The organism is Promicromonospora sp. CA-289599, from assembly GCF_050936155.1.
Taxonomy (GTDB): Bacteria; Actinomycetota; Actinomycetes; order Actinomycetales; family Cellulomonadaceae; genus Promicromonospora.
Genome location: NZ_JBNJNI010000001.1, coordinates 4,520,890 through 4,537,999 on the forward strand (window position 1 = coordinate 4,520,890; position 17,110 = coordinate 4,537,999).

Consider the following 17,110-nt stretch of genomic DNA (forward strand, 5'->3'; position numbering starts at 1 on the left):
CGGTCAGGACAGGCCGTCGGCCCAGTCGTAGCCCTCGAGGTACGGGTCGGGCTCGATGGGTTCCTCGGAGCTCCACTCGGTGTGGATCAGGCCGTCCGCGCCGATCTTGCCGATCAGGGCGGTCTTGGCGATGTGGTGGTTGTCCCCGTTGACGACGACCTCGCCCTCGGGGGCGTCGAAGGTGACACCGTCCGCGGCAGCGGTCACGTCGTCCACGACGAACGACTCGGCCTTCTCGACCATCGCCTTCCAGAGGTAGAGGGAGGTGTACGCGGCCTCCATCGGGTCGGACGTGGGGCGGTCCTCGCCGTACTCGGCCTTGAAGGCCTCGACGAACGCGGTGTTCGCGGGGCTGTCCACGGTCTGGTAGTAGTTCCAGGCGGTGAGCTGGCCCTCGACGTTGTCGATGCCGATGCCGCCGACCTCCTCCTCGGCGATGGACACCGAGACGACGGGCATCTCGTCGGCGGACATGCCGACGTTGTTGTACTCCTTGAAGAACGCGACGTTGGAGTCGCCGTTGAGGGTGTTGAACACGGCGTCGGCGTCGGCGGACTTGACCTTGTTGACGATCGTCGAGAAGTCGGTGTGGCCGAGCGGCGCGTACTCCTCGCCGACGATCTCGATGTCGTGGGCCGCGGCGTAGGCGTTGATGATCTTGTTCGCCGTGCGCGGGAAGACGTAGTCCGAGCCGACCAGGAACAGGGACTTCGTGCCCTGCTCGACGAGGTAGTCCAGCGCGGGCACGATCTGCTGGTTGGTCGTGGCGCCGGTGTAGAAGATGTTCGGCGAGGACTCCAGGCCCTCGTACTGCACCGGGTAGAACAGCAGGGAGTCCTGGGCCTCGAACACGGGCAGCATCGCCTTGCGCGACGCCGAGGTCCAGCCCCCGAACACCGCCGCGACGCAGTCGCTGGTGATGAGCTTGCCGGCCTTCTCCGCGAAGATCGTGGGCTCGGACTGGCCGTCCTCCGAGACGATCTCGAGCTGCTTGCCGAGTACGCCGCCGTCGGCGTTGATCTCCTGGGCGGCGAGCTGGAGGGAGTCGTGGACGGTCTGCTCCGAGATCGCCATCGTGCCCGACAGCGAGTTGAGGAAGCCGATCTTGACGGCGTCGCCCGACGTGTCGACGCAGCTCTCGGCGGAGCTGGACGCGCCGGGGCTGTCGGCGTCGACCCGCGCACCACAGGCGCTCAGGGCGATGACGCACAGGGCGGCGAGCGAGACGGTGCTCAGACGCGTCGCGCGGTGGGGCGACGGGGACCGAAGACGCATGGGGGATGCTCCGTTTCATGGCCGACGGCCCCGGGTGGGCCGACCGTTTAGGTTCAAATGAACCTAAGTGGACGGAGATGTCGCTCCAGTTCTTCAGCGGTAACTTTCGTGTTTCCCTGTGGGCGCTTGTGTTTCGGCTGGGTACGGGGCCGTGACCTGCGCCGCCGGAGCCGTGGTGGCGCCGGCCGCGCAGGCTGGGACGGAGGCGGTCAGCAGCTGTTGGAGCCGTACGCGGCGGTGCGATTGGCGCCGATGCCCTCATGCCACCAGAAGTGCCGGCCCTGGGTGTTGCGGTAGACCCGGAAGTTCGAGCTTCTGCCGTCGTAGTCGGCCCGTGCGCTGCCGTCGACGTAGTCGATCACCCCGGTGAACTTGTTGTCCGCCTTGCCCCAGGTCGCCGGGCCTGCCTTCCCGTCGACCTGAAGGTCGCTGTACCGCTTCTGGAAGTTCTCCGTCGCCGTCTCCGTGTTGGGGCCGAAGTGCCCGTCGATGCCGGAAGCGCTGAGGAGGCCCTCCGCGTGCAGCACCTGCTGCCACAGGCAGGTCGCGGTGGAGGACGAGTAGGAGGTCCTCGAGACGGTGCCCTCGTCACCCCAGTCGTCGCCCATGCCGTTGGCGCCGCTGACGTAGCCGTCGTTCGTGTTGGCCGACGCGGACGCCGCGGTCGCCAGCATGCCCCCGGCAAGGACGAGACTGGTGAGGGCGGCGATGGTTCCGGTCGTGAGCTTGTCGATGCGCACGTAGTGCTCCCGTCGTCAGGTGGGGCCACGCGTGTGGCCGGGAGCCACTCAACTCCGGAAAGCGCTGGAGGAGAACGGTTTGCGCCTCAGTGCAAACGCGCGCCTGCCAGCACCGCCTCGGCGGTCGGACACGCGGCGGCCGGTGACACCGGCATCGTCCTTGCACACACCGCCCGGGGTTGAGCCTCGGGTAACCCGAACCTGCACGCTTGTCGTATGGACGATGAGAACGCCTTGTCGGTCGGACAGTTCGCAAAGCTGTCCGGGCTGACCGTGCACGCACTGCGGCACTACGACGAGGTCGGCCTGCTGCGACCTGCCGACGTCGACCCCTGGAACAGCTACCGCCGCTACGCCCGCAGCCAGCTGGCGTCCGCACGGCTGATCGCCGACCTGCGCTGGCTGGGGATCCCGATCCACCAGGTGCGCGAGATCATCCGCAGTCCCGAGTCAGCCCAGGCGCGGGAGCTGCTGGCGGTCCACACGGACCGTCTCCGACGCGAACGAGACCACCTCGACCGACAGATAGCCCAGTCAAGCCGATACACCAACGAAGGAGTGACCATGCCCGCCATCACGACCACCACGGCACCGGTGCAGATCAAGATCGCCGTCGCCGACAAGAACAAGGCACGACAGTTCTACGAGGAGGCGTTCGGCCTGGCCGAGAGCGTCATCCGCCACACCGACGCGGCCGACTTCACCGGGTACCAGTTCGGCACCTACGGTCAGCCGGGCTTCTTCCTCCTCGTCCTGACGGACCCGGAGTCGTTCGACCAGCCCGGACGCAGCACCTTCGGCCTCACCGTCGAGGACCTCGACGTCACGCACCGGCACGCGATCGAGGCCGGGGCCATCGAGGCCGTAGCGATCAACACCCCAGAGGGCATGCCCCGCAACAGCGCCGTCACCGACCCCGACGGCAACTGGATCTGGCTGTACCAAGGCTGAGGTGTGAGGTGGCCAGGGCGCCGCCTCCGCCAAAGGTCGTAGGTCAAGTGCGTGCTCGCGGGCGATGTGGCGGAGCAGGTATCTCGACAGGCTGGTGTCGTCCGGAGGAAAGGCTCCGGACCAGCACGAACACCCGCCGAGCGCGAGGAGCGCGACGATGTCCCCGTCCCATGACCTACCCACCGAGCGGCCCGGTCGCGTGCGCACCTTGGCGGCGCTCGCTGCCCTGGGGGCGCTCGCGATCACCGTCGCCGCCGGCGTCCCGGCGTCCGCAGCGACTGCCGTCGAGCCGACGCCGCCCCCGCCCGTCTCCGCCCCGGCGGGGGAGCACTCGCTCGAGCAGTCGGACGTCGACGCCTGGCTCGACGGCCTGCTGCCCTCCGCGCTGGAGACCGCGGGCATCGCCGGCGGCGTCGTCACGGTCGTCGACGACGGCAAGGTCGTCACCACCCGTGGCTACGGCTACGCCGACACGGGCACGACGGGCGGCGAGGCGGTACCGGTCGACCCGGAGAGCACGCTGTTCCGCCCCGGTTCGGTCTCCAAGCTGTTCACCGCCACCGCCGCCATGCAGCTCGTCGAGAGCGGCGACGTCGACCTGGACACCGACATCGCGGAGTACCTCGACTTCGACGTCCCGCGGTCGTTCGACGGGCCGATCACCATGCGCCACCTGCTCACGCACACCGCAGGCTTCGAGGAGCGGCTCGGCGGCCTCATCGGTTCGGGCGACGTGTCGCCGGTGCTCCGTGACGAGCTGGCCCAGGACCCGCCGGAGCAGGTCTACGAGCCCGGAACCGTCCCGGCCTACTCGAACTACGGGAACTCGCTGGCCGGGTACATCGTCGAGCACGTGAGCGGCGTGCCGTTCGAGGAGTACGTCCAGCAGAACATCCTCGCGCCGGCCGGCATGACGTCGTCGACCTTCGAGCAGCCGCTGCCCGAAGCGTTGCGCGACCGGATGTCCGAGGGCTACGCCACGTCGGCAGCCGCCCCCGGCCCGTTCGAGATCGTCGGGACACCGCCCGCCGGCGCCCTGACCGCCTCGGCACCCGACATGGCGCGCTTCATGCTGGCCCAGCTCGGCGAACCCGGCACCGGCTCGATCCTGGAGCCCGGGACGCTCGACCTGATGCACGCCCCGGCGCTCGACGAGAGTTCCCTGGGCAACCTCGCGGCCTCCCCGCGGATGACGCTCGGGTTCTTCGACGAGAGCCGCAACGGTCGCTGGATCGTCGGCCACGGCGGCGACACCAACTACTTCCACTCCCACCTGCAGCTCTACCCGGAGGAGCGCACGGGGATCTTCGTCTCCCTCAACAGCACGGGAGACAGCGGTCTCGCGACCCTCGAGCTGCGCGACGCGGTGCTGCACGGCTTCACCGACCGCTACTTCCCGGCCGAGTCCGCCCCGGCAGCCGGCACCGTCGACGACGCGACCGCCAAGGAGCACGCCGCGATCGCCGACGGCAGCTACGTCTCCTCGCGCGGCATGCAGAGCACGTTCCTGGCCTCGCTGGAGGCCTTCAGCACCACGCAGCTCACGGCACGGGCCGACGGCCGGCTGCTGATCACGCCGGGTCCCCTCAGCGACTCGCCCGCCCTGTACGAGGAGATCGAGCCGTGGGTCTGGCGTGAGGTCGACGGCCAGCGGGTCATCGCCATGCGCGTCGCCGACGACAAGGTCGAGGCGATAGGCATCGAGGGCGCCTTCACCCTGCTGCCCGCCCAGCCGGAACGTGCCCAGGCGGTGGCGCTTCCCGTGCTCGGCGTGTCCGCGCTGATCCTGCTCGTGGCGGCCGTCGGGTGGCCGGTCGGTGCGATCACCCGACGGGTCCGGCGCCGGTCGGTTCGCGGGTCCGCGCCCGGCTCTGCGTCCGGGTCCGAGCGGGCCGCGCGTCTCCACCCGGAGCGCACCGGCCGCGTCGTCAGGCTGCTCACCAGGATCGCGACGGTCTGCGCGGTGCTCGCGCTCGGCGGCTGGATCGCCACGGTGCTCACCGTGATGAGCCTGGAGGACGTCTCCGAGTTCTCCCTGCGCCAGCTGCAGGTGGTCCAGGGCATCGGCGTGCTGGGCATCGTCCCCGCCGCGCTCCAGGTGGTCGGCGCGATCCGGCACCGCCACGGCTGGCGCAGGATCCTCTCCGCCGTGCTCCTGCTGCTCGCCCTGGCCGGGATCGCCTGGTTCGCCGTCGAGTTCCGCCTGCTGGCGCCGTCTGTATCGTACTGATGATGCTCACGACGGACGGCCCAGCGGTGTACGACGGCGTTCCGGTCCCGCCGCGCGCCAGCAGGCTCGACAGCCTGCTGACGCGGCTCGGCGCGACCACCCGGCCGGCGCAGGACGCACTGCTGGCCGCAGCGGTCACCCTGGTGACCGCGGGCCTGCTGGTGGTGCTGTTCCAGTACGTGCTGGAGGCGGAGGACCTGACGGTCGGTCCGGCGCAGGGCGTCCTGCTCGCGGTCGCCACGTGTGCCCAGGCGCTGCCGCTGGTCCTGCGCCGGACCCGTCCGGTCCTCTGCCTGGGCCTCGTCGTGGCCGTCCAGGTGCTCGTCATCGCCGTGTCGCCCCCCGACCTGTCGGTCGGCGGCATACCGCAGGTCATCGCCGGATACACGATCGGCACGCTGCTGCCCGCCCGCCAGGCCCTGGTGGTCACGGGCGCGGCGGTGCCGGTCGGGGTGCTGGCGGCGGCGGTGGCAGCCCTCGCGTCGGGCAACGGCCCGCTGTTGCCGGCCGCGAACCATCTCGCGGCGGGGATCGGCACCTACGTCCTCAGCGCGCTCGTCGGCGGCGCCGTGGCGACCCGTCGCCGCTACGTCGACCTGCTCCGCCTCCGGGCCGAGGAGCTGATGCGGACGCAGCGCGCGACCACCCAGGCGGCGATCTTCGCCGAACGGTCCCGCATGGCCCGGGAGCTGCACGACGTCGCGGCGCACCACCTCTCCGGCCTCGTGGTCCAGGCCGCCGCCGTGGCACGGCAGATCGACAGCGACCCGGAGGCCGCCAAGGCGGGCACCGCCTGGATCCGCGGGCAGGGCAAGGAGACGCTGGACAGCCTCCGCCTGATCGTCGGCGTCCTCCGGGAGCGTCCGAGCATCGACGACGACGGGCACGACGCACCTCCGCCCGGGCTCGACGCGCTCGACGGGCTGGTGGGCACCGCACGCACGCTCGGCGACACCGTCGAGCTGGTCCGCGAGGGCCGGGCGCGTGCCCTCGCGCCCATCGCGGACGCGGCGTTCTACCGGGTGGCGCAGGAGTCGCTGTCGAACGCCCGCCAGCACGCACCCGGCGCGCCCGTGCGGATGGCCGTGCGGTTCGCGGAGCGGGAGGTCTCGCTCGAGGTCGTCAACACACCCGCCCCTGGGCGTGCCCCGACGGACTCGACACGACAGGACTCGACACGGCAGGTCTCGACACGGCAGGGCATGGGCCTCATCGGCATGGGGGAGCGCGCGCACCTCGTCGGGGCGACACTGACGACCGGTGCCACACCGTCCGGCGGGTGGCGCGTGCTGCTGACGCTGCCGCTGCACCACGAGCCCACGAACACCGGAGGACAGGAATGATCAGGGTCTTGCTCGTCGACGACCAGGCGGTGGTCCGGGCGGGGTTCCGGTTCCTCCTGGAGCAGGCCGACGACATCGAGGTGGTCGCCGAGGCCTCGAACGGGCCCGCCGCGGTCGAGCTCGCCCGCCGGCACGGCCCCGACGTCGTCTGTATGGACGTTCGTATGCCGGGCGGTGACGGCCTCGCGGCGACCCGCGAGATCGTGGCCGACGCCGCCTCCGGCGGGACGGCACCCGCCGTGCTGGTCGTGACCACGTTCGACCTCGACGAGTACGTCTTCGGCGCCCTGGAGGCGGGCGCCTCAGGGTTCATCCTCAAGGACTGCGAGCCGGAGGAACTGATCGACGCCGTCCACCGGCTGGCCGACGGGCACGGCCTGATCGACCAGACCGTGACTCACCGGGTGATCACCGAGTTCGCGCGGCGCAAGGTCCTGCCCGCACCAGCGTCGGACCTCACGGCGCAGCTCACGGCACGCGAGGCCGAGATCGTTCGACAGCTCGCCCGGGGGCTGTCGAACGCGGAGATCGCACAGGAACTGGTCGTGGAGACGAGCACCGTCAAGTCCCACCTCGGGCGCGCGATGGCGAAGATCGGAACCCGCGACCGGCTGCAGACGGTGGTCTGGGCCTACCAGAACGGCCTTGTCCCGGGCTGACTCCGTCGGCGGGCGGTCTATCCGGGTGAGCAGCCGACGGTCGCGCCGTCGCGTGCGAACGGGGCCGGGTCGAAGGCACCGAAGCGCTCGCGGTACTCCGCCGCCCGGCCGGGCCACAGGAGCGTGAGGCGCCCCGAGCGTTCGTCCACGTACCAGCTGCGGCAGCCGCCCCGGAGCCACACCGTCCCGGCGGCGCGCTCGTCGATCTCGCGTGTGTAGGCGGCCTCGGCCGCCGCCGACACCTCGAGCGGCCCGCCCACCTGGTCCTGGTGGTCGAGCGCGCCGAGCACGTAGTCGACCTGTGCCTCGATCACCTCGAGGGCGGAGTGGTGGCCGAGCCCCGCGTTGGGGCCGTCGAGCACGAAGAGGTTCGGGAAGCCGTGGACCACCGTGGAGGCGTGGCTCGTCATGCCGCCGGACCAGTGCTCGGCGAGCGTCTGTCCGCCGCGTCCGGTCACCAGCCGGGCGAACGGCGGCCGGGTCGTCTCGAACCCCGTGGCCAGCACGAGCACGTCGACCTCGTACCGCGCGCCCGACGCCGCGACCAGCGTCGATCCCTCGACCGCCACCGGCGGGCCCGGCTCCAGCGTGACGTGCGGCTGCTGCAGGGCGGGGTACCAGTCGTCGCTGAAGAGCGCGCGCTTGCAGCCCACCGCGTAGTCGGGCGTGAGGAGCGCGCGCAGCGCGGGATCCGGCACCTGTGCGCGCAGGTGGGCCTCCGCGCGCTCCCGCAGCTCGGCCTCCGCCGTCGTGCCGGCCATGCGCGCGTCGAACAGCCGGTCCGCCTCCTCCGCGAGCGCCGCCCGCTCCGGCCGGGCCTCGCCGGGCGCGTAGGCCCGGTCGCCGCGGGGGAGCACCCAGGGCGGGGTGCGTTGCAGCACGACGACGGACTCCGCCCGGCGGGCCAGCTCCGGCACCAGCTGGACGGAGCTCGCGCCGGTGCCGACGACCCCGACCCGGAGTCCGGCGGGCAGGTCTCGGTCCCAGCGGGCGGAGTGGAACACGCGGCCGGGGAACGTGCCGAGCCCCGGGAGGTCGGGCACGCGGGGCTCGCTGAGCCGGCCGACCGCCGTGACCAGGACCCGGGCGGTCAGGGGACCCCGTGACGTCGTCAGGTGCCATGCGGCCTCGTCGTCGTGCCAGCGGGCGTCCGTGAGCTCGGTGCCGAGGCGCAGGTGGGGGGCCAGTCCTTCGGACCGTGCGACGTCCCTGACGTACTCGTGGATCTCGGCGCCCGGCGCGAACACCCGTGACCAGGCGGGCTGGGGCAGGAACGAGTAGGAGTACAGCGCGCTCGGGATGTCGCACGCGACGCCCGGGTAGACGTTGTCGCGCCAGGTCCCGCCGACGTCGTCGGCCCGCTCCAGGATCGCGAAACCCGTGCGCCCGGCACGGCGCAGCCGGGCGCCGAGGCCCACGCCGGCGAGCCCCGCGCCCACTACCGCGACGTCCACCTCGGTGGCCGCTCCGGCTCCGGGTCTCGTGCCCGTCACCCCACCTGCTCGTACGTGGTCGTGCGCTGGCGTACGGGCCGGCCCAGCTCGGCGGCGAGCCGCGTCACGTCCGCCACGGTCAGCTCCCGGCCCTGTTCGGGGCCGGCGCCGGGGTCCAGCACGCCGTCGAGCAGCACGCCGCCGAGGTCGTCCGCGCCGCCCGCGAGCATGCGCTGCGCGCCACGCAGGCCGAGCTTGGTCCATGCGGCCTGCACGTGGTCGATCCGCCCGTCGAGCATCAGTCGCGCGACCGCGTGCAGGGCGCGGCTCTCGCGCAGGGTCGCCGCCCGGGCGCCGGCCACGGGCACCGGCGACTCCGAGGCCAGCCAGGGCATCGGGATCAGCTCGGTGAACCCGCCGGTCGTGTCCTGGACGCGGGCCAGTGCCCGCAGGTGGCGCACCTGGTCGCGTGCCGACTCGACGTGCCCGTACACGATCGTCGCCGTCGACCGCAGGCCCGCGGTGTGCGCGGCGGTGACGAGCTCGACCCAGCGTTCGGCCGGGATGTCGGTGCCGCCGGTGAGCAGGTCCCGGATCCGGTCGTCGAGGATGCGGGCGCCCGTGCCCGGCACGGTGTCGACGCCGGCTTCGCGGAGCGTCGTCAGCCAGTCGGGCAGGGAGAGCCCGGCGCGGGCGGCGCCGTCGGCGAGCTCGGCCGGGCGGAAGGCGTGCAGGTGCAGGCCGGGCCCGCCCCGCTTCACGGCGCGGGCCAGGTCGAGGTAGCCGTCCGCGCCCGCCGACGTCGGCGGCAGGCCCTGCGCGCACACCTCGGTGGCGCCGAGCGCCACGGCTTCCTTCGCGAGCTCTTCGACCTGCTCGGGGGCGAGGCCCAGCGACGCGTCGATGTTCCGGTTCACCGCATAGGTGACGGCGTCCCCGACGCGCGCCTGCCGCACCTGATCCGCGAGCGCGGCGAGCTCCTCAAGATCGGACCCACGCGCCCCCAACAGCTCGACCCACCCGGCGTCGTCCACCCGGTCGGGCTCGCCCGCAACGTCGCCGATCAGCCGCCCCAACCTCCCCGCTCCGTTGAGTGCGGGATATTCGCCCCCTTTTCGTCCCGAGAGGGGCGAAAAGCCAGCACTCAACGGGGTGGAGGACGGAAACTCGCCCAGGAGGGCGTCCTGGCGGGCCAGGCCGTAGTCGTCCGACAGGGCCAGGACGCGGGGGCGGAGGCGGTCGTCCAGCCAGTCGGCGCCGTCCCGGGCCTCGCGCAGGTAGTGCGGGTGCGCGGTGAGGCGTTCGCGCAGCGTGTACCCGCCCTCGCCGGTGAGCCGCGCCAGGTCCTCGATCTGGGGCCAGGGCCGCTCGGGGTTCACGTGGTCGGGGGTCAGCGGGCTCACGCCGCCCCAGTCGTCGATGCCGGCGCGCACCAGGAGCTGGAGCTCCGCGGCGTCGGTGAGGTTGGGCGGGGCCTGGACGCGCATGCCCGGGCCGAGGAGCACCCTGGTCACGGCGACGGCGGCCGCGTACTCCTGGGTCTCCAGGTCCTCCGCACCCATCATCGCGGTGGCCGACTTGGCGCGGAAGTTCTGCACGATCACCTCCTGCAGGTGACCGTGCCTGGCGTGCGCGTCGCGCAGCGCCAGGACCGAGTCCACGCGTTCGGCGTAGTTCTCGCCGATACCGAGCAGCACGCCCGTCGTGAACGGGATGCGGGACCGGCCGGCGTCGTCGATCACGCGCAGCCGCAGGGCCGGGTCCTTGTCGGGGGAGCCGAAGTGCGCCTCGCCCTTCTCGGTCCACAGCCGCTCCGACGTGGTCTCCAGCATCATGCCCATCGACGGGCCCACCGGCTTGAGCCGCTGCATCTCCGCCCACGACATGACACCGGGGTTGAGATGCGGGAGCAGTCCGGTCTCGTCCAGGATCAGCTGGGCCATGTGGCCCACGTACTCGAGCGTCGACGCGTACCCGTGGTCGTCCAGCCAGTGCCGGGCGACCGGCCAGCGGTTCTCGGGCCGGTCGCCGAGCGTCAGCAGGGCCTCCTTGCAGCCCAGCGCGGCGCCCTGCCGGGCGACCTCCAGGACGGCGTCGGCCTCCATGTAGGGCGAGATGCCCGCCTTGGCGAGCTTGCCTGGGGACTGGACGAAGATGCAGTAGTGGCAACGGTCCTGGCACAGGTGGGTCAGCGGGACGAACACCTTGCGCGAGTAAGTGATGACGCCGGGCCGGCCGGCCTCCCGCAGTCCGGTGTCGCGCATCGTGCTCGCGACCGCGAGCAGCCGGTCCAGGTCAGCGCCGCGGGCGTGCAGGAGCACCTCGGCGTCCGCGCGGTCGGGCGTGCTGCCACCGCCGTCCTCCAGCCGGTCGAGCGCCGCGTCCAGGACCGGTCGGTCCGGGGTCTGTGGCCGGCCAGCGGCGCGAGAAGGCATGCGCAGGGTCAGGGGAACAGTCATGGGCCCACCTCGGGTGCGGGAACCGGATCGGGATGGTCCGGAGGGGACGGGCCGACACTATGTCATCGGGCGATGTCGTCTCACCGTGATCCCGCAGTGGGCTCGCTCACGGTGTGAGTACGGTGTGGAAATCCCCGATATCACCCGACGAGGCATCTTGCTAGCGTCTTGGCGACCAGCAGGCCGGCAGCGCTGCCGCGACCTGCTCCGGATCAACAGACGAACTGAGGTGGTCCCATCATGGTCTCCCGCCGCGCCCCGATCGTCGTCGCAGTTGCCACTGCCGCGATGCTGGCGCTAGGAACGGCCCTTGTCCCTCTTCTGCCCGCCACAGCCGTCACCGCCGCCACGAGCGAGTGCTCCGCACCGACCTGGGCGGAGGGCACGAGCTACCGCGCAGGCCAGCAGGTCACCTACGAGGGCCGCTCCTACACCGCCACGCAGGCGCACACCGCACACCCGGGTGCGGGCTGGGACCCGGCGTCGACGCCGTCGCTCTGGACACTCAGCGGTACGTGCGACGGCGGGTCGGATCCCGAGCCGACGCCGACCGACCCGGCTCCGGAGGCCGGCACGCCGGTCGCGGCGAACGGCCAGCTCAGCGTGTGCGGCGTGGGCCTCTGCAACGAGCAGGGCAAGCGGATCCAGCTGCGCGGGATGAGCACGCACGGAACCCAGTGGTACTCGCAGTGCATCACGGACGGTTCGCTCGACACCCTCGCGTACGACTGGAACGCCGACGTGGTGCGGATCTCCACCTACGTGCAGGAGGGCGGCTACGAGACCGATCCCGCGCGCTACACCGCCCTGGTGAACCGCTACATCGACATGCTCACGGCGCGCGGCATGTACGCGATCGTCGACTGGCACATGCTCAGCCCGGGTGACCCCAACTTCAACCTGCAGCGGGCCAAGACCTTCTTCACGGCCATCGCCGAGCGGAACAACGGCAAGAACAACATCATCTACGAGGTCGCGAACGAGCCCAACGGGGTGTCCTGGCAGACGATCAAGAGCTACCACGAGCAGATCATCCCGGTGGTCCGCGCGAAGGACCCGGACGCCGTCATCCTGCTGGGCACGCGCGCCTGGTCGTCGCTGGGCGTCTCCGAGAGCTCGAACGAGTCCGAGGTGGTGAACAACCCGGTCAACGCCTCGAACGTGATGTACACGTTCCACTTCTACGCCGCGTCGCACGACGAGGTGTACCTGAACGCGCTCTCGCGGGCCGCGGACCGGATCCCCATGTTCATCACGGAGTTCGGCACCCAGGACTACGCCGGTGAGGGAGCCAACGACTTCGCCATGTCGCAGCGGTACCTCGACCTGGCGGCGTCGAAGAAGATCAGCTGGGTGAACTGGAACTTCTCCGACGACCACCGTTCGGGCGCGGTCCTCACCCAGGGATCCTGCAACAGCGGCTCCTTCGGGACCGGGAACCTGAAGGAGGCCGGACGCTGGATCCGGGACCGGGTCCGGACCGCCGACGACTTCTAGACCGGCTGGGTGCCGGGTGGGTGCCGGGTGGGGTGAACAAGGTTCAGCCCACCCGGCACCCACCGTGCACCACTACGCTCCATCCATGTCGCATACCGTGTACGTCATCGGCGCCGGACCGGCGGGCCTCGCCGCAGCGGCCGCCCTGCGGGGCAAGGGCGCGGACGTCACGGTCCTGGAGAAGTCGGAGCACGTGGGCAACGCGTGGCGGCACCACTACGACCGCCTGCACCTGCACACGACACGGGGGCTCTCGCAGCTGCCCGGTCTCCCGATCCCGCGTGCGTTCGGCCGCTGGGTGGCCCGGGACGACGTCGTCCGCTACCTCGAGGCGTATGCCGTCCACCACGACCTGCGGATCGAGCACGGCGTCGAGGTCACGCGCCTCGACCGCGCCGCCGGCGTATGGACGGTCACCACCACCGGTGAGGGCGACGCCGTAGGCCGGCGCACGGCGGACGCCGTTGTCGTCGCCACGGGGTACAACCACACGCCGCACCTCCCGGACTGGCCGGGCCAGGACACGTTCCCCGGGCAGGTCGTGCACGCGAGCCGGTACCGCGACCCGGTCCCGTACGCGGGCAAGGACGTGCTGGTCGTCGGGGTGGGCAACACGGGGGCCGAGATCGCGCAGGACCTCTCGGAGAACGGCGCGACGAGCGTCCACCTCGCGGTCCGCACACCGCCGCACATCGTGCCGCGCAACCAGGGGCCGTGGGCCGCGCAGTACACGGGCCTGCTGGTGCGCCACCTGCCGACGCCGCTCGTCGACGCCCTCGGCGTCCCCGTCCGCAAGGCCAGCTTCCCGGACCTCGCGCACCTCGGGCTGCCGATCCCGGAGGTCGGCCTGGCCACACGCGTGGCCCAGGGCGCCATCCCCGTCCAGGACATCGGCCTCGTCGCCGCCGTCCAGGCCGGCACGATCAAGGTGGTCAAGGCGATCGAACGGTTCGACGGCGGCGACGTCGTCCTGACCGACGGCGCCCGCCTCACCCCGACGTCGTCCTCGCCGCCACCGGCTACCGCCGCGCCCTGGAACCCGTCATGGGCCACCTCGGCGTGCTCGACGAGCGCGGAGGGCCGATCGCGACGAACGGCCGTCCGGCCGCGCGGGGCCTCTACTTCACGGGCTTCACCAACCCGATCTCCGGCATGCTCCACGAGATGGCCGCCGACGCCCACCGGATCGCGCGGAACGTCACCGCGGGCCGCTGAGCGCTGAGGCGGACCCACCCGTGGTGAGAGCGACCTAGGCCGTGCCGAGGTAGGCCCGCACCACGTCGTCGTCGGCCAGCAGCTCGGCCGCCGGTCCGGAGCGGACCACCTCACCTGTGCGCAGGACGTAGCCGTGGTCGGCGGCGCGCAGGGCCCGGCGGGCGTTCTGCTCGACGAGCACCACCGTGGTGCCGGCCGCGCGGATCTGCGCCACGACGTCGAACACCTCGTTCACCACGAGCGGCGCCAGCCCCATGGACGGCTCGTCCAGGAGCAGCAGGGCGGGTTCGGCCACGAGAGCCCTGGCGATCGCGAGCATCTGCTGCTCGCCGCCCGACAGCGCGCCGGCGGGCAGGTCACGTCGTTCGCCGAGCACCCCGAACCGCTGGTACATCTCGTCGATGGTGCGGGCCGCACCGCGACCGCGGTGCCAGCCACCCATCGCGAGATTCTCGGCGACGGTCAGGGACGCGAGGATCTGGCGGCCCTCGGGCACCTGGACGAGACCGCGCGCCACCAGCCGGTGCGCGGGCGTGCGGGTGATGTCCGTCCCGCGGAACCGGACGCGCCCGCCGTGCGGCCTGACGATGCCGGACACCGCGTCGATGATCGTGGACTTGCCCGCGCCGTTCGCGCCGACGAGCGTCACCAGAGAGCCCTCCGCCACGCTGAACGACACGTCGCGCACCGCCTCGACCCGGCCGTAGCGCACGGAGAGGTGCTCGACCTCGAGCGCCGGTTCGGTCATGTCAGGCCTCCGTCCCGAGATATGCCTCGACCACGCGGGGATCCGCTGCGACCTCCGCGGGCGTACCGGAGGCGATGACCTCGCCGAAGTCGAGCACCACCACCCGGTCGCAGACCTGGCGCACCAGGCCGACGTTGTGCTCGATGAGCAGCACGGCCAGGCCGTCGTCGGCCAGCGAGCGGATGAGATGCGCGAGCTCGCCCACCTCCACCTGGTTCATGCCTGCGGCGGGCTCGTCCAGGACGATCAGGCTCGGGTCGGCCGCGAGCGCCCGGGCGATCTCGAGCCGCCGCTGGTCACCGTAGGAGAGTGCGCCGGCGCGGGTGGCAGCCACGTCCAGCATGCCGACACGGTCGAGGCACCGTGCCGCATGGGTGAGCGCGGCCCGTTCGTCGCGCCGCGCCGACGAGAGCCAGAGCAGCCGCCGGACCACTGTCGGCCGGGTCACGAGGTGCCCGCCCACCAGCACGTTCTCCAGCGCCGAGAGGCGGCCGAAGAGCTTGGAGTGCTGGAAGGTGCGGCTCACGCCCGCCGCGGCGACGCGGTGCACGGGGGCGCGTCCTGCGGTCACGCCGAGCACTGTCGCCTCGCCCGACGACGGCATCACGAGCCCGCTGATCATGTTCACGAGCGTCGTCTTGCCCGCGCCGTTGGGCCCGATCAGCCCGAGCAGCTCGCCGCTGCGGATCTCCAGGTCGACGTCGCGCACGGCGTGCACGCCGCCGTAGTCCTTGCTGAGCCCGGTCAGCCGGGCCACCACGTCGCCGCGCGGGGCGTGCTCACGGGTGCGCAGCTCGGCGCTGTCGCCCCGCCCGCCGGCGCTCTCGCCGTCGAGCCTCGGCATCCGGATCCGCCGGGGGATCCGCCCGGCGAGCCCGCCGGGCAGGAACAGGATCACGACGAGCAGCAGCAGCCCCGCGACGAACGGCCGGATCCAGCCGGCCTCGACGCCCAGAGCGCGCTGCAGCTCGGGGACCATCGTGAGGAAGGCGCTGCCCACCACCGGTCCGACGAAGACCGTCGTGCCGCCCACCATGGCGGTCACCAGGCCGTCGATGGCGGCGGTGAACCCGAAGTCGGCGGGGCTGACGAGGCGCACGGTGTACGCCCACAGCACCCCGTAGAGCCCGGCGACGGCGCCGGCGGTGGCGAACGCCGCGAGTCGGTGCCTGCCGACGTCGATGCCCATGGCGCCGGCGGCGAGCTCGTCCTCGCGGATCGCTTCCAGCGCCCGGCCGTACCGGGTGGGACCGGAGCGCCAGAACCAGTAGGCGACGACGGCCAGCGCGATCCAGGCGATCGCGGGCGTGACGATCTTGGGTACGGACATGCCCTGCGCGCCGCCCGTCCACTCGGCGTTCAGCACGAAGATCCGCACGGCCTCGGCGAACCCGAGGGTGGCGATGGCGAGGAAGACACCCCGCAGGTGCATGGTCGGCAGCCCCAGGACGACGGCGGCCACCGTGCCCGCCGTCGTGCCGATGACCAGGGCCGCCAGCAGGGCGGGAAGGTCACCGACGACGTCGGGGTCCGGGGCGAGCAGCACCGACGTGTAGGCCGCCACGGAGGCGAAGCCGGCCTGGCCGAGGCTCAGCTGGCCCGCGTTCAGGACCGCGTAGAACGAGAACGCGAAGATCGCGCCCAGTGCGATGAACGTGACCGTCGACTCGGTGAGCATCAGACCTGCCGCGCCCGGCGTCCGCCGAACAGGCCCTGCGGTCGCACCAGCAGGATGCCGAAGAGCAGGGCGAAGGCGATCAGGTCCCGCCATGCCGAGCCCAGGTACTGCACCGCGAACACCTCCGCTACCCCGAGCAGGATCCCGCCGACGAGCGCGCCGGGCAGCGAGCCCATGCCGCCCACCACGATGACCGCCAGCCCCTTGAGCTCGATCGCCGACCCCATGCCGAGCTGGGCCGAGCTCACGTTCATCGCGAACAGCGCGCCCGCGACCGCCCCCAGCGCCGCCGAGATCGCGAACGTCGTGGCGGTGACCCGGTCGACGTCGACGCCCAGCACGCGCGCCGCCGTCGGGTTCTCCGCGACGGCCCGCATCCCGCGCCCCAGGCGGCTGCGGGCGACGAGCCAGGTCAGCCCCACCACGAGCGTCACGCAGACGGCGACGATCACCACCTGCAGCAGCGTGACCTGGGCGCCCAGCACGTCGAACCGGGTGGCCGGGAACGTATCGGCGGGGAACCGGCGGGTCTCGGCGCCGTACCGCCACTGGAGCAGCGCGATCAGCATGCCCCCGACGGCGATCGAGGAGATCAGGCCGGCGAAGTGCGCGTCGGCCCGGCCCTTGAGCGGCCGGAACGCCACCCGTTCCACGATAAGCCCCAGCAGCGCGCCCACCACGGCCACCGCGGGCAGGGCCGCCCAGAAGGGCAGCCCACCCACGGTGACCAGCTCGATACCGATGAACGCCGACGCCGCGAACACCGCCGGGTGCGCAAGGTTCAGCCGGTCGAGGATGCCGAACACGAGCGCGAACCCGACGGCGAAGAGCGCGTAGATCGAGCCGATGAAGAGCCCGTTGAGGAGCTGTTGCATGGTGGTC

Annotated in this window: 13 protein-coding genes; 6 read left to right on the forward strand and 7 right to left on the reverse strand. The window is 72.0% G+C overall.

Going from position 1 to position 17,110, the window contains the following annotated elements; all coding sequences use genetic code 11:
* Positions 1-3: 3 nt before the first annotated feature.
* Positions 4-1,275 carry an urea ABC transporter substrate-binding protein gene (gene urtA, locus ACQEVI_RS20150; RefSeq protein WP_432902060.1) on the reverse strand — a complete coding sequence of 424 codons (1,272 nt, stop codon included), beginning with the start codon at positions 1,273-1,275 and terminating at the stop codon, positions 4-6.
* Positions 1,276-1,484: 209 nt separating this feature from the next.
* Positions 1,485-2,015, reverse strand: coding sequence for a peptidoglycan-binding domain-containing protein (locus tag ACQEVI_RS20155; protein WP_432902062.1), 531 nt, complete (start codon positions 2,013-2,015; stop codon positions 1,485-1,487).
* 216 nt (positions 2,016-2,231) lie between these two features.
* On the opposite strand from ACQEVI_RS20155, the gene ACQEVI_RS20160 reads away from it, so the two are divergent.
* From ACQEVI_RS20160 to ACQEVI_RS20175, 4 genes are all read left to right on the forward strand, one after another.
* Positions 2,232-2,966, forward strand: coding sequence for a MerR family transcriptional regulator (locus ACQEVI_RS20160; protein ID WP_432902064.1), 735 nt, complete (start codon positions 2,232-2,234; stop codon positions 2,964-2,966).
* A 157-nt stretch (positions 2,967-3,123) separates the two neighbouring features.
* Entirely contained in the window at positions 3,124-5,196 is a 2,073-nt protein-coding gene (locus tag ACQEVI_RS20165; protein ID WP_432902066.1) for a serine hydrolase domain-containing protein, read from the forward strand.
* 2 nt (positions 5,197-5,198) lie between these two features.
* Positions 5,199-6,539, forward strand: a complete 1,341-nt coding sequence (locus ACQEVI_RS20170) for a sensor histidine kinase (protein WP_432902068.1) — start codon at positions 5,199-5,201, stop codon at positions 6,537-6,539.
* On the forward strand, positions 6,536-7,198 hold the full coding sequence (locus tag ACQEVI_RS20175; RefSeq protein WP_432902070.1) for a response regulator: 663 nt from the start codon (positions 6,536-6,538) through the stop codon (positions 7,196-7,198). The genes ACQEVI_RS20170 and ACQEVI_RS20175 overlap by 4 nt, the downstream gene beginning before the upstream one ends.
* 17 nt (positions 7,199-7,215) lie before the next feature.
* Here the strand turns inward: ACQEVI_RS20175 and ACQEVI_RS20180 are convergent, their stop codons facing one another.
* Together ACQEVI_RS20180 and cofG are read right to left on the reverse strand one after the other, a co-directional pair.
* Positions 7,216-8,691, reverse strand: a complete 1,476-nt coding sequence (locus ACQEVI_RS20180) for a flavin-containing monooxygenase (protein ID WP_432902072.1) — start codon at positions 8,689-8,691, stop codon at positions 7,216-7,218.
* Positions 8,688-11,090, reverse strand: coding sequence for a 7,8-didemethyl-8-hydroxy-5-deazariboflavin synthase CofG (gene cofG, locus ACQEVI_RS20185; protein ID WP_432902073.1), 2,403 nt, complete (start codon positions 11,088-11,090; stop codon positions 8,688-8,690). Before cofG ends, ACQEVI_RS20180 begins: the two co-directional genes overlap by 4 nt.
* 240 nt (positions 11,091-11,330) lie before the next feature.
* Between cofG and ACQEVI_RS20190 the strand changes: the two genes are divergently transcribed.
* Positions 11,331-12,587, forward strand: coding sequence for a cellulase family glycosylhydrolase (locus ACQEVI_RS20190; protein ID WP_432902075.1), 1,257 nt, complete (start codon positions 11,331-11,333; stop codon positions 12,585-12,587).
* A gap of 85 nt (positions 12,588-12,672) precedes the next feature.
* Positions 12,673-13,809: a flavin-containing monooxygenase gene (locus tag ACQEVI_RS20195; protein WP_432902077.1), complete on the forward strand. Its 1,137-nt coding sequence runs from the start codon at positions 12,673-12,675 to the stop codon at positions 13,807-13,809.
* A gap of 27 nt (positions 13,810-13,836) precedes the next feature.
* Here the strand turns inward: ACQEVI_RS20195 and ACQEVI_RS20200 are convergent, their stop codons facing one another.
* The 3 genes from ACQEVI_RS20200 to ACQEVI_RS20210 are packed head-to-tail and all read right to left on the reverse strand — an operon-like array spanning position 13,837 to position 17,103.
* Entirely contained in the window at positions 13,837-14,550 is a 714-nt protein-coding gene (locus ACQEVI_RS20200) for an ABC transporter ATP-binding protein (RefSeq protein WP_432902079.1), read from the reverse strand.
* 1 nt (position 14,551) lies between these two features.
* Positions 14,552-16,228, reverse strand: coding sequence for a branched-chain amino acid ABC transporter ATP-binding protein/permease (locus ACQEVI_RS20205; protein WP_432902081.1), 1,677 nt, complete (start codon positions 16,226-16,228; stop codon positions 14,552-14,554).
* Complete coding sequence (locus ACQEVI_RS20210; RefSeq protein ID WP_432902083.1) at positions 16,228-17,103, reverse strand: branched-chain amino acid ABC transporter permease; 876 nt, start codon at positions 17,101-17,103, stop codon at positions 16,228-16,230. Before ACQEVI_RS20210 ends, ACQEVI_RS20205 begins: the two co-directional genes overlap by 1 nt.
* Between the last annotated feature and the right edge of the window lie 7 nt (positions 17,104-17,110).

What these genes read in the sequence shown, in the direction of transcription:
- urtA (WP_432902060.1), bottom strand. Translation starts at nt 1,275, where the DNA reads ATGCGTCTTCGGTCCCCGTCGCCCCACCGCGCGACGCGTCTGAGCACC.
- ACQEVI_RS20160 (WP_432902064.1), top strand. Translation starts at nt 2,232, where the DNA reads ATGGACGATGAGAACGCCTTGTCGGTCGGACAGTTCGCAAAGCTGTCC.
- ACQEVI_RS20165 (WP_432902066.1), top strand. Translation starts at nt 3,124, where the DNA reads ATGTCCCCGTCCCATGACCTACCCACCGAGCGGCCCGGTCGCGTGCGC.
- ACQEVI_RS20170 (WP_432902068.1), top strand. Translation starts at nt 5,199, where the DNA reads ATGCTCACGACGGACGGCCCAGCGGTGTACGACGGCGTTCCGGTCCCG.
- ACQEVI_RS20175 (WP_432902070.1), top strand. Translation starts at nt 6,536, where the DNA reads ATGATCAGGGTCTTGCTCGTCGACGACCAGGCGGTGGTCCGGGCGGGG.
- cofG (WP_432902073.1), bottom strand. Translation starts at nt 11,090, where the DNA reads ATGACTGTTCCCCTGACCCTGCGCATGCCTTCTCGCGCCGCTGGCCGG.
- ACQEVI_RS20190 (WP_432902075.1), top strand. Translation starts at nt 11,331, where the DNA reads ATGGTCTCCCGCCGCGCCCCGATCGTCGTCGCAGTTGCCACTGCCGCG.
- ACQEVI_RS20195 (WP_432902077.1), top strand. Translation starts at nt 12,673, where the DNA reads ATGTCGCATACCGTGTACGTCATCGGCGCCGGACCGGCGGGCCTCGCC.
- ACQEVI_RS20200 (WP_432902079.1), bottom strand. Translation starts at nt 14,550, where the DNA reads ATGACCGAACCGGCGCTCGAGGTCGAGCACCTCTCCGTGCGCTACGGC.
- ACQEVI_RS20205 (WP_432902081.1), bottom strand. Translation starts at nt 16,228, where the DNA reads ATGCTCACCGAGTCGACGGTCACGTTCATCGCACTGGGCGCGATCTTC.
- ACQEVI_RS20210 (WP_432902083.1), bottom strand. Translation starts at nt 17,103, where the DNA reads ATGCAACAGCTCCTCAACGGGCTCTTCATCGGCTCGATCTACGCGCTC.